At 40.5% G+C, this 12738-nt stretch carries 8 protein-coding genes; 1 reads left to right on the forward strand and 7 read right to left on the reverse strand.

What is annotated here, in order from left to right; all coding sequences use genetic code 11:
- Positions 1 to 66 precede the first annotated feature (66 nt).
- The 5 genes from BVC89_RS12370 to BVC89_RS12390 form a co-directional block, all read right to left on the reverse strand.
- Positions 67 to 1296, reverse strand: coding sequence for an AGE family epimerase/isomerase (locus tag BVC89_RS12370; protein ID WP_086931478.1), 1230 nt, complete (start codon positions 1294 to 1296; stop codon positions 67 to 69).
- Positions 1293 to 2477, reverse strand: coding sequence for a glycoside hydrolase family 130 protein (locus BVC89_RS12375; protein ID WP_086931479.1), 1185 nt, complete (start codon positions 2475 to 2477; stop codon positions 1293 to 1295). Before BVC89_RS12375 ends, BVC89_RS12370 begins: the two co-directional genes overlap by 4 nt.
- A 461-nt stretch (positions 2478 to 2938) precedes the next feature.
- Positions 2939 to 4447 (reverse strand): tryptophan halogenase family protein, encoded by a 1509-nt coding sequence (locus BVC89_RS12380; protein ID WP_086931480.1) that lies wholly within the window; start codon positions 4445 to 4447, stop codon positions 2939 to 2941.
- 14 nt (positions 4448 to 4461) lie between these two features.
- Positions 4462 to 7443 (reverse strand): TonB-dependent receptor, encoded by a 2982-nt coding sequence (locus tag BVC89_RS12385; protein WP_245929389.1) that lies wholly within the window; start codon positions 7441 to 7443, stop codon positions 4462 to 4464.
- A 304-nt stretch (positions 7444 to 7747) separates the two neighbouring features.
- Positions 7748 to 8950, reverse strand: a complete 1203-nt coding sequence (locus tag BVC89_RS12390) for an ROK family transcriptional regulator (RefSeq protein WP_086931482.1) — start codon at positions 8948 to 8950, stop codon at positions 7748 to 7750.
- A 614-nt stretch (positions 8951 to 9564) separates the two neighbouring features.
- On the opposite strand from BVC89_RS12390, the gene BVC89_RS12395 reads away from it, so the two are divergent.
- Positions 9565 to 9795 carry a glutaredoxin family protein gene (locus BVC89_RS12395; protein ID WP_086931483.1) on the forward strand — a complete coding sequence of 77 codons (231 nt, stop codon included), beginning with the start codon at positions 9565 to 9567 and terminating at the stop codon, positions 9793 to 9795.
- A 185-nt stretch (positions 9796 to 9980) separates the two neighbouring features.
- Here BVC89_RS12395 and BVC89_RS12400 read toward each other — a convergent pair whose 3' ends face one another.
- Both BVC89_RS12400 and BVC89_RS12405 read right to left on the reverse strand, forming a co-directional pair.
- Positions 9981 to 10553: a hypothetical protein gene (locus BVC89_RS12400; protein WP_086931484.1), complete on the reverse strand. Its 573-nt coding sequence runs from the start codon at positions 10551 to 10553 to the stop codon at positions 9981 to 9983.
- 90 nt (positions 10554 to 10643) lie between these two features.
- Positions 10644 to 12635 (reverse strand): transglycosylase SLT domain-containing protein, encoded by a 1992-nt coding sequence (locus BVC89_RS12405; RefSeq protein ID WP_086931485.1) that lies wholly within the window; start codon positions 12633 to 12635, stop codon positions 10644 to 10646.
- Between the last annotated feature and the right edge of the window lie 103 nt (positions 12636 to 12738).

Raw genomic sequence — 12738 nt, forward strand, 5'->3', positions numbered from 1 at the left:
TGTTTCATCGATTAATGGAGTCGCGTAGCAGCAAGGATGCGACACCTTAGGGCCTGTTAACAGGCCCTAAGCTACTTGCAATCTTTTACACATTTCTAACATAGCGCGGCCATTATGATAAGGTGCTTTCCAGAAACCCATTTTATAATGATGATATGAATCATGCTGATCCAGTATGGATGACCAATGCCATTCACCGTGTTTATGATCAATAATGCTATTACAGATAAATTGCCAGTTTTTAGCGACGGCTTCTAAATAGAAATATTCACCTGTAATTTCGTAAGCATTTAAAAACCCCACTAGGGCTTCGGCTTGAATCCACCATACCCTCTCTACAATATTTTTATTATTTTTAATATCGTACATATCGAGAACCGCACCTTTATCGTCTCTCCCTTCTCGATAACAGGTTGCTGCCAACTTGATAACCAACGGCTTAAAAATATTATATAGATCTTTGTCTCCAAGGATTTTTACGGATTCCCATATTAGCCAGCTACTTTCTATATCATGTCCATAGGAATAGGTTGTTGAGTGATCCTGCCAGTTATTATCCAAGAACATTCGTAGATGATAATTATCTTTATTGATAAAGTATTTATGGTAGTAACCTAAAAGAGTGATTAAGGACTGTCTAACATCAGAGCAATTGAAAACTGAGTAAAGCGCAGTGTAAGCCTCGATAATATGAAGGTGAGTGTTCATTGTCTTGGGGTAGTTAAGATCTTTGGTGCTCAAGCGCACATCATCTAGGTGTCCCCATTTTTGTGAGAAGGCTTCGTAATAGCCGCCATTAGTATCATCGTGCCCATATTTTTCTATCAAGCCATATAGTGCATACGCATTATCTAATACTTGTTGGTTTTTCGTAAGTTTGTAATAAGAACACAGTGCATAAATAGCAAAGGCCTGAGCATAAATTTGCTTTCTGTTATTAATACAATGACCTTGATAATCTACTTCCCAAACAACACCACCGAAGGTGTGATCGAAAAAAAAGGATTGAATATAATGATAAGCTCGATCGGCGATTTCTTTGTACTTCACTTCATTGAAATATAAGGCTATTTCGCTAAAAAACCAGAGGATTCGGGTATTGAGCACAATGCCTCTATTACTTTTTTCCTTTACTACGCCCGTGGCGGTAATTTCGCCGATAAATCCATTATTGGTTTTATCGATTGTGTTTTCTATCCACCAATTAGCAATGGCAACAAGTTCATTCTTAAAGTGCTTATCACTTAATATTAATTGACTTTTGTTAACTGCAAAATCATTTAATAATACACTCATATTCCAAGTACCTTAAGCGCTTCAAGATTTTTTCGGATCAGTACGTTTTTAATATTGACGGCCTCCGCTGAGCAAAGGCTATCTGGTGGTGTGTTTTTCACATAATCGATAAGTTTTTCAATAGAGGATGTAGCCACATGCATGCGAGTATCTGACGAGCCATAGTAAATAAATACTTCATTTCTCTGATTACATATCCAACCATTAGAGAATAGCACATTCGACACATCACCCACGCATTCTTCTTCTTGTGGTGCCATAAAATAACCACCGGGACGGTGAGTTACTTGCCAAGGTTTGTTTAAGTCTGTCATAAACAAATAGAGAACATAGCGCAGTCCCGCTGCCGTATTGCGTACACCATGGGCTAAATGAAGCCAGCCCTCAGGAGTTTTAATGGGTGTGGGCCCCTGGCCATTTTTGGCTTCGTTGATGCTATGGTAAACTTTATTATCAACGATAATTTCTTCTTTTATTTCTGCTCCATTCATCGTGTCGCAAAGGCCAAAACCTATACCACCTCCTTTGCCCACATTAATGAAGCCATCCTGGGGGCGTGTGTATAATGCATATTTGCCATCAATAAACTCGGGGTGTAAAACAACATTACGTTGTTGGCCGGAGTAGGTTATCAAATCGGGCAAACGCTCCCATGTGATAAGATCTTTAGTTTTGGTAATACCGCATTGTGCAATAGCGGCCGATGTGTCATGAGGGTGGCTATTGTCTTTTCGCTCCGTACAAAATAATCCATAAATATAGCCATCTTCATGCTGGGTTAGACGCATATCATAAATATTGGTATCTTTAACTTCTGTTTCCGGAATGGTTATGGGATAGTCCCAAAATTTGAAATTGTCTATACCAGTTTTACTTTCTGCAATGGCGAAAAATGATTTTCTGTCAGCGCCTTCTACTCTAACCGCTAATAAGTAGCTACCGTTTAAATAAATAGCACCTGCGTTAAATGTGCTGTTAATTGATTGACGTTCCATTAAAAATGGATTGCTCGCTTCATCTAGGTCGTAACGCCAAGTAATTGGCGTATGCGACGCAGTAACAATAGGGTTTTGCCAGCGTTGAAAAACACCGTTGTTATTTTTCTTTGGATAGTTCTTTTTTGTAATCAATGACAAGTTGTCTGATATCAAGGAGCTCACTTTTGCTTTAAAATCGCTCATCTTGGTTTCCTTTACTACTTATTGATGTGGATACTGTGGTGTAGATAGTCATGTGAGTGGCAAATTTATATTTACTTTGTCTTTAAAATAAGTTTTATCTAACTTTAGTAACTATTTTTAAGAAATAATACTTTTTTGTGTCTAAGTTATGCCCGAAAATTCATACAGCTTCTCGCTATTCTACTGGTGTAACTCCATTTTCTATTGTTGTTTGCTTTGATCTACATACAACGCAAGACGAAAAATGTGTTAATAATTAGGTGTTTTTATACCACTGTAATAGCTTTTTAATATTTTAAGTGTCAGTAGTGTTCGCTCACAATTTTGTATTCAGTAACTGACACTGTCGATGGTAAATATATTTTATTTAATTAGATGAGTCTAGCTATAAACATTTTTTATGTTTGTTCTTACCCTTGCTCATTTGGTAAGTTATAAATTATAAAGGAGACATACAGAATTTATAAAGGAGACATACAGTGTTTTTGGATAAAATTCTTATGTTTGGGCGCTTTAGCTGCCCCGGAATAAATTAAGCGACGAATATTAGAGAGGTTTTCACGCACAACTTCTTCATTGATATTGTCTGCCATTGGGTCGTAGCTTTGTGGGTGTATATTAAATCCATTAAATATGCTAACCCAACTGGCTTCCTCAAAAGATTCTTGTTCATAAGATACGATATGACCGCGGTTTTTAAAAAGCTCAATTTTATGTGTAAGTTGCTCTGGTAGGCTCATATTTCGGCAGTATTGCCAGAGCTCGCCGTCCTCGCGTTGACTAGCGTTATAGTGCAGAATTAAAAAATCTCTCACTCTTTCAAATTCCGCTTGAGATAGACGATTAGCTTCGTCAATTAAGCACTGATCGAAGCCTTGATGAGGGAAGAATGTATGCAATTTGGCTAGACCGGTTTGGATTAGTCCAATACTTGTGGATTCTAACGGTTCTAAAAATCCTCCCGCTAAGCCTAGTGCAACACAATTTTTATTCCAAAATTTTTTCCTAACACCAGTAGTAAAGTGCAACCAGTTGGCTTCATTTAATAGACTTCCTTCAATATCTCTGGTCAATGATAGGTAAGCCTCCTCATCGGATAAATGTTGGCTTGCATAAACATAACCATTGCCTTGTCTATGCTGCAGTGGTATCCGCCATTGCCAACCTGCTTTTTGTGCTATCGCACGCGTGTAGGGAAGGGGGTCACTTTTATTCTCACTTTGTATAGCCACAGCTCTATCGCAAGGCAGCCAATGGCTCCAATTTTCATAACCTGTTTTTAGTGCTTGCTCGATTAAAATACCTTGGAATCCGGAGCAATCAATAAATAAGTCTCCTGGCAAATGGTTTCCATCGTCGAGATAAAGAGATTGAATAAAGCCATTTGAAGTATTAAGTGAGACATCGACTACAGTTTTTTCTAATCTTTCGACACCTAGATTTAGTGCGTATTGGCGCAAGTAATCAGAATATAACAGGGCGTCGAAGTGGTAGGCGTAAGCATACTTGGCAAGTGGTGTCGTTGGTCTTTCACTGGGCTGACAAAAACGCCCCATTTTAGCCATTAGGATTGGAAGGCAATAATCACTGATATTGGTTTTATCACCTACGCTTCGCATTTTTTGCCAATAGTGATGAAAATCTACACCGTTTACTTTTAATCCGTATTGGGCAAAAGGGTGGAAAAAAGAATGGCCAATTTTATACCAATCTTTGAACTCTATTCCTAATTTAAATGTAGCTTGAGTTTTCTTAATAACATCTAATTCATCAATACCCAGAGAAAAATTAAAGCCTCGAATGGTGGGTAACGTTGCCTCGCCGACGCCAACCGTCGCTATTGTCGGCGATTCAATAACAGAGATTTTTGTCGGTGTGTTTTTTAAAAAATTGGCCAGGCTAGATGCTGCCATCCAACCTGCAGTGCCTCCACCAACAATAATAATATTCTCTATTTTATTGCATGACATAAATAATTTGCCAATTAAAATGTTGCTCTTATGCCCAGGCTGTATCGTGCCTCAAATGTATTTTCCCACACTTCCTGATCTTCAAATTGCCAGTAGTAACGTTCTGACTCATCCGTAATGTTAGAACCATTGATAAACAATGTGATTTCATCGGTAATATCATAGCTAATAGAAGCGTCAAGATAGGCGGTCTCATCTTGTATTAAAGCCGCTTCGTTATCGGTTCCCAAAAGTACTCGCTCACTTCTATAGTTGTACCCCAAACGAGCTTGCCATCGCTGCGACTGAAACCAAGCAACAATATTGTAGACATCTTCTGAGTTTTCGACGAAGCCCAAGTCATTGCCTGCTAAATCCTTACCCTTGTCGCTAGGCGAATAGGTATAGTTAATATCGGCACCGAAATACCCTAGAAATTCATTGCTGGTGAAATCAGAGAAGGCAAATTTCATTGCCACTTCCACGCCTTTTAAGTCAGCACCCTCTCCTTGAACAATGGTATTGACCGGCACGGAGCGTCGCACCACGCCATCTTGATCTGGTAAGGCACGTTGTTCTTCTGCACCTTCGGCAAAGCTCTCTACATCAATTAAGAATGCACCGATGTTAAATAAGCTTCCCTCTCCGAAGTAATATTCCAAGGAAAGGTCAAAGTTATCTGCTCGCCAAGGGTCGAGATTTGGGTTACCTGTTTCACTGGCACTGACCGCTATGAATTGCTCAAAGGTAGGGCTGTTAGGATCACCGTCAAAGGTAAAATCTGGATCAAATGCGCCTCCCCACTGTTCAAGATCAAGGGGAGTCATGGTTTTTGCGTAAGCGGCACGCAGCTTGATATTGTCGGTAATATTGTAGGATATATTTAATGAGGGTAGGGTATCACCGTACTCTCTTTCTGTAATGCGATCACCCGCATCTACGGCAGATAGACCATAGGGTAACGAATTACCTACCACATTTTGTACCACAGTTAGCGTGGTATCTACTTGACGTATACCGATATTGCCTGTTAAGGGCCCGAGAGCAAAGTTGGCTTGTACGTAATAGCTAAGCTCGTCCAGGTCAACTTTGTACGAAGAGCCGGGAACCGATGATCTTATATTGCCTGGATAGAGGGAATTATGAAAACCCAGTACATCATCCATAGCCGCAGGATCTAATGCAAAAAATGCAGGTATTCCCCTCACTGGGCCTAAATCTGTTACTTCAATCACATTACCCAACTCGGCCAGATTCATGGGGCGGCCTGCGGTGAAGAAAATGTCGTTGTCAGGATCATTGTCGTCGAGATTGAGGCCAGAATTACAACTGTCTTGGTTAAGCGTAACATCCGTTGCTTTCCATTTTACTAGACACCCGTTTTCACCAAAGGGCGCTGCAAGTTCGTATGCATTATTCTCTGCTTTCCTCGCGCTATAGCGAATGCCTGCTTCAATGGAGGTAATAAATTGGCCTTCATCCAATTCAAATGCGCCGTCAAAACGGGCGACATCTAAACTTGCTTCGCGATCGAAGTTGTTTTCTGAGGTAATAGCGCCAACACCATAGCTACTTATATCGCTTAAGTAGCTGCCAATAGACCTTGTGGCGCCGTTAGCGTTGCCATCAATATCTGCATTTGCGTTATTGCCAAAGCCGCTCCAAAGTGCGCCATCGCCGCGATAATCAACGGTGAGTTGTGGAAAGCCGGTGTAACCGTTGGGGTTAGTGGCAAGGCGACCATCGGCATAATCTTGAAATTCCACTCCCCACTGATTGCCATTGGCTAAATCGATGTCGGCGCTGCCGAAAATACGGTTTTGCTCGGCATCTGCAGACACAAAACGCGTTTGTGTGGTGAGTTTGCCGCCGTTATCGTATTTAAGTTCGATATTTATATTTCTTGAAAAATTCTCCGTATGCTGCAACGTCGAAAAACTTTTCAAGCGTCGGCCATTACCTGTATAAGCTTGTGTCGTGAAAAAATCGCGACTGTCAGCTTCTATGCCTGTAGCTCGATAAGAGGGTGTGCCATCGGCAAAACGCGGTTCAAACCACCCCCATCGATTCCATTTATCGGAATGAACCAAGCCTGCTGAACGCCTAAATTCTTCCATATCGGTATAAAATATTTCCGACACTAGTTCGAAGCCTTCGCCTAGATCCAGTTGCACAGCTCCATTGAATCCTATGCGTTCGCGTTCAGTGAATCGATTAGATGCCTGATGGCCTTGGTAGGATAGAAAAGCGTCATCTATATCGCCGTCGCCATTGAGATCGCGACCCCAAGCCCAATCCTCGCCAGAAACTTGAGACCAGCCTGCGTTTTCACCACCGTTGGCCATACCACTGTAATAATTGGCGAGGTTTTTTTCTTGATAAGCGACTGAGGCCATAACCCCGAAGCGGTTGTTTTGCCAGCTAATAAGGCCGTTTAAAGATGGGTCTTCTTCTTCTGATGATTCTCCTCTTTGTACCTCAGCAGCTCCTGAGAGGGTAAGGCCTTCCTTTAAGTCGAATGGGCGAAAGGTTTTAAGGTTAACAATACCGGTGATACCACCAGTGGTATGAGACGCTTTGGTGGACTTTATAACATCGGCACCAGAGAAAAGCTGTGAGGGGATGTCGTTTAAGTCCGGTTGTGCCGTTGTTATAGAGCCCGCGGCCAAAAAGCTTTCGCCGTTAAGGGTTGTCAGCACTCTTGGGAGACCGCGAATACTTATTTTGCCCCCTTCACCTGCAGAACGAACTACTTGCACGCCAGTGATTCGTTGCAATGAGTCTGTGATCGTAACATCAGGTAGTTTGCCTATATCCTCTGAGGATATGGAATCCATGATGGAAGTCGCTTCTCGCTTATTATTGATAGCACTTATTTGCGCGCCACGGATGCCAATGACAACGAGTTCTTCGATATCTCTATCTTGCGCTGCAAGGTTTTCGGTTGTGCTAACAGCTACGCTTGCAGTAACGAGAGTAGGGAGCAATTTTTTTCTGAAAAATCTATCTTTAGCCACAATTTTCCTCATTATTTTTATATTGGAGATAGTCTGGAGAGGACAAGAAGATACAGTTAAAGCCAGTTATTTTTATTATATGTACTTATTAAATTAACTTCGTTTAATTAGTCTAATATAATAACAAAAACGACAATATGCAATATCTAATTCCGCTTCTACCAAGAAATTAAGTAAATTATCATTAATTACTGTTTTGCTTTGCCATCAAAAGTGTGAATTTTGGCGCTTAAATGCCAGCTAGGTGATGTTTAATTATTTAGGGCCTCTGGCTTTTATCACCAAGGCCCTGTGCTAATCACTGCTATTTTGCGGTGCTCTGGTTAGGAGAAAAGTAAGAGTCCAGAGGCATTGTCGCAGCTCCAATAGCTGCAGCATCACTGCCAAATGAGCCACGTTTTATTTCCGGCATTGGTCGACTTTCATTTGATACTTGAGTTAGTCGAGAATTTAACATGTTAATAATGCTGTCAATTAAATTGGAATTCTCATTATCGCCATTAATAACGATTAAAGGAATATCTAGCACAGATTGAATAGAGGAAACAGCCTGCTCCAATGCATTAAGGCAATCTTCCAACCATTGTTGAACATATTTTTTATTATTCTCTACTGCGTCTTCAAATTCTGCGTTGCTTGTTATTTTACAGCCTTGGTGCTGCAAGTATAGTACTAGAGAATTAATGGAAGCTCTATCTGTTAGCAAAGTGCCGTATTGCTTATCTGGCTTACAGGAAGCCAGTTTACTTTTTGCAACTGGAATTAAACCAATATCACCAGCGTTACCGGTAGAGCCAATTCTGCATTTGCCATCTATAACAACACCGCCCCCTAAACTTTTTACTAGAGGAGGGCCAAAATAAAAGTAAATAAAATCTTGTTCCGTGTTGCCAAGACCGTAAACAAGCTCCGCACCGGCGGCCGCAGTTCCGTCGTTTCCCTTCAGGCATGTCATGCCGGTTTTTTTGCTAAGGTTGGATGCAAGATCGTAAGTGTCCCAGGGAATCCAGTCGGCATTCCCGGTTCGCCAACTGCCTAAATGATAGGGTTGAGCAATACCGATGCCTGCAATTTTATCTTGTTTATTTTTAGCTGCAGTCTTAAGTAACTTCTTTATGTCTGCCAATACCAATTTTAATACAGCCTCTGGCTCAGGCAAAATAATATCATGCGAGTATCCAGCAACTTTTTTACCCTCAAAATTCATGAGAATAGTTTCGATACTGCCGCGATTAATACTAACACCTATACCAAAAGCACCATCAGGGCAAAGCTTTAGCAATGTTGCAGGCTGTCCCAAATCGCCCTGGCGTTTGCCTGCTTCCATAACGAGCCCTTTTTTACTTAGAGACGCAATAATTCCACCTATAGCGGCAGCGGTCAGGCCAGATGTTCTAGCTAACACTGCTTTAGATGCATGAGGTGATACACGAAGAAGGTGTAGCACTAAGCGCTCGTTGTACCTACAGGATTGAATTGGGTTATTGTTCTGTGATGGTAGCACCATGTGTTTATTTGCCTTTTCTCTAATCTACTTTTTATTTCGCTTTCTATTTAGTTGTGCTTTTTGTTGCATTTATTAATTGGTGGCTATAATTCCTTTTGGATTTAATTTAAATTATTTAAATTAATAAAGCATATTTTTCCTTTTTACTAATTGCAGAAAAAAATGCATTGGTAATACCAATGGTAAATGCATTAGTCTTGCTATTATATAGGTGTCCATACATAGCTTTTCTACACAGTTTTTGCGTCAATACTTCGCACTATTTATTTATATTACTTATGCTAATAACATCGTTTCTCGTGGAAACGTTTACCATTGTTGCCGTTACTTGTAGTGGAGAACTTGCTTTAGTAAAGACATTTGATTAATGCCGGCAGGGCATATTATAAGTGCTACAATCCATCTTCAAGCTATTATATGACAAGAGTTCTGTAATGTGAGCAATTTGTAACGAAATAGTGATTGACGCAAATATATAAATTTTTTTGCATTATAAAAGGTCTAGTTCCTGCTTTCTTTTGCAATTTGTATCTATTTATATATTTTGGTGTCTAAAGTTTGCGTAAATATCCATTTGCTTTTAGGATGGGTTTTTATTTTGTGACTAGTTTCCCATGTTAATATTATATACAACCTTAGGTTGCCACTTGTGCGATCAAGCCTACGACTTAATAACACAGTGCTTAGAAGGGGTATCGCTTAATAAAGTTGAGATTGCTGATGACGATGCTCTTATGCAAAAGTACGCGATTCGTATTCCTGTTGTAAAAAATAAGAATACCAATCATGAGTTAGGATGGCCTTTCGACCAAAAAACATTATTGGAGTGGTATGCTAGCCTTTAATTTTTTTAGCTTGTAGTTATCATCTATAGTTGAGCATTTTTGCTACGCAGCTAAAAATACAATGTAAAACACACGTACTTCACAATATATAGGCAGTCCACATTGTTGCGCTGCACTTATAACTGCTATGGAATTCCTCTACTATTTTAGTAGAGGAAATATATGATGACTTGTACAGCTAGAGTCTAAAATAATTCTATTTCATCTGCGTCGTTGCTGTCTTCTGGCTCTGCAGAAAAATGATGGCGGTATATTTCTAACGCTTCTTTTACACTGCCACCTCGCATAATGAATTCAAACATTATTCTTTCTGCTTCCATGGTATAGCTTGATTTAATTTGATCCTGCACTTTTTTCCAGTGCGGACGTTTAGCAAGACTATCTTCATCCGACAATAGTTCAGACACTTTTTCTAAGCTGCGAGCTACATGGTCAATACGCTGACAGACTCTGTCATAGAATTGAAAGGCTTGTATTGCTTGAGAAATATTGTCTTGTATTTCGTCGGTGGTTTGCGCTATTTCTTCTTTAACGTCCTGAAAGTCTTCTTTTTCAGTGACATTTTCTACATGATGGCCAACATCTCGTGTGTGGTTGGCTAGGTGAGTAAAGCTTTTGGTTAAAGTGTCTACAGAATCATTAGCATCCGTCATGGTTGTTTCAATTTGACAGACGGCAAGGTATAGCATATTGACTGTTTCTGAGACATGTGACCAATTGCTTTGGAAATTTTCATGCGATGTAGTGTTCTGACTCATCAAGCATTCCTTCAACATGAGTGTGCGAATGATTGTAATCAAGTTTTACTGAGTATGGCACAGGTATCGGGATCTTGCGTTTGATCTTGGTTACAAAGGAAGATTTATTTCATTATCGGTGATAAAGGTACTTGGTTGTCCGAGGCGATAAGCATAAATTACAGAAAAAGCTAGTACATTTTGGACGTAACCACGTGTTTCTTTAAAAGGAATTGTTTCTATCCAAACATCAAAGGGGACATCCGCCGGGGTGTCTTTAATCCAGCCATTCACCCTATGTGGCCCAGCATTATAAGCCGCTGCGGCAAGTATTCTATTGCCTTTATACTTCTCCAGAAGTTCGTCGAGATAACGGCTGCCAAGGGAAATATTGTATTCAGGATCGAGTAGCAAGCTGTCTCTATGTTTTTTAATGCCGCCTTTCTTGGCTGTTTGGCGCGCAGTAGCAGGCATTAACTGCATAAGCCCCATTGCTCCGGCAGATGAGCGAGCCTTTTCGGAAAAAGCACTCTCCTGTCGAGCTATTGCATAAATAAAAGTATTTTCGATATCTGTATTTGATGCTGCTTTTTCAACAGTTTCTCGATATGCTAAAGGAAAGCGTACATCCAGGTCATCCCAAAGGTTACCTCGGATCATGGCGTGTATGCCTTGATTGTACCAGCCCCAATGGCGGGCAATATGGCCGGCGGCAGCTAACTCTACGGGAGGCATATTTTTCGTTGCAAAATGCCACTCACCTTGAGCTTCTCTAAAACTTCCCTTAAGCCAAAGTTCTTTAGCGCGGATGATGGCAGGGTTTTTTCTTACTACTAGCAATGTACTTGGTAGCACTGCACTGGGCTTATGCTCCAAGGTGTAATCACGGTTGAGTAGGTCAGCAGAAAGGAAGCCATAGAAGCTACGAGTTTGAGATAGCTCTTGGTAAATACTGGTACTACTATTATCGCTATTGCCTGCACCCAATTCGTCCTGAGCTCTGGCACGCCAATAACGCCAGCGGTTAGACGCCTGAGCTTTTGGTGATAGATAATCGATTAAACGAATAACTTTAGCGTATTCCTGTGTACGTAAAGATTCTCTTATAAGTTGTTCTATCACATCTTGCTGTCGCAATTCTTGCGAGTTTGCTATGAGTGTTTCGGCTTCTTGGACAAAGCCTTTAAACGCTAAACGCTTTATAAGATAGACTTTAGTTTTCGTACTGATATCAGAAGGAAAGAGTTGTTGGGCTTCATATCGTTCCCAGTATTCTAGTGCTTTAAGAGGATCGATACGGGCGAACCTACGAATGCCGTGCGCAATTATTTGCTGAGTCTTTAATGATTGCTCAGAGAAGCGTCGCTGCTGTTTTATTCTAGCCGGATAGGCATGTATTCCGAGATACTCTTTTGCATAAGCCTTATTTTTCTCCGACATAAACCTTACAACGTAACGAGCGAGACTGATCTTTTTATTTTGGATGGCATTGTCGAAACGTGTCCATGCGATATCATCGGTTAGACCTCCGTGCTTACGCCACTTTTTAAACAACGGGTCGCAGTCTTTTGGCTGTGATTTACCTTGTATCCAAATATCGCTCACTTCACTATATGCTTGATTATCACCTGTTGCGATACGAGCATATAGAGACATACACAGCAAAGACTGCTGACGCATATTTGGCGTATAGTAGCTATTGAAATCACGCCATTTACGTCTTTTTGCTAGGGCATGCAAAAGGTGGCTTCGCAGACGGTATTCAAGGTAAGAACCTTCATTGGCAGTAAAGAATGTATCGATTTTGGAAAATTCGAAATCGTAGATGTTCTTTTTCAGTTGCATGTAGTCAAGGTAGGGCACAAGTGGATAGTCGCCCAACTTGGCATAATTTTTCTGATATTCTTCGAGCTTGTTTTTTGAGAGAGCACTTTTAGCCAATTCGTAATGGTAGCGTTGTTCCGTTAGTTCACGTCGTGTATCTTTGGGTTGCGGAGCAAACCACTTAGCATCAGGGCCTTGCGCATTTGACCACTGAGTGACATTCAATAACACGAGAACGTAAAATAATCGGTGTAAATCCTTGTTTAATAACTGCGTCATAAAAGATAATAATAGTGCTGCCAGAATGGATTGTAATGTCTTTATTGTTACTGAAAATACCAGCTTTTACCAATCTTAAATGCTTTAACTTTCTGTTTTTTAT

Source organism: Agarilytica rhodophyticola, from assembly GCF_002157225.2.
GTDB classification, from domain to species: Bacteria; Pseudomonadota; Gammaproteobacteria; order Pseudomonadales; family Cellvibrionaceae; genus Agarilytica; species Agarilytica rhodophyticola.

Excerpts from the sequence above, each read along its gene's own strand:
- BVC89_RS12370 (WP_086931478.1), bottom strand. The coding sequence starts at position 1,296 with ATGAGTGTATTATTAAATGATTTTGCAGTTAACAAAAGTCAATTAATA.
- BVC89_RS12375 (WP_086931479.1), bottom strand. The coding sequence starts at position 2,477 with ATGAGCGATTTTAAAGCAAAAGTGAGCTCCTTGATATCAGACAACTTG.
- BVC89_RS12380 (WP_086931480.1), bottom strand. The coding sequence starts at position 4,447 with ATGTCATGCAATAAAATAGAGAATATTATTATTGTTGGTGGAGGCACT.
- BVC89_RS12390 (WP_086931482.1), bottom strand. The coding sequence starts at position 8,950 with ATGGTGCTACCATCACAGAACAATAACCCAATTCAATCCTGTAGGTAC.
- BVC89_RS12395 (WP_086931483.1), top strand. The coding sequence starts at position 9,565 with ATGTTAATATTATATACAACCTTAGGTTGCCACTTGTGCGATCAAGCC.
- BVC89_RS12400 (WP_086931484.1), bottom strand. The coding sequence starts at position 10,553 with ATGAGTCAGAACACTACATCGCATGAAAATTTCCAAAGCAATTGGTCA.
- BVC89_RS12405 (WP_086931485.1), bottom strand. The coding sequence starts at position 12,635 with ATGACGCAGTTATTAAACAAGGATTTACACCGATTATTTTACGTTCTC.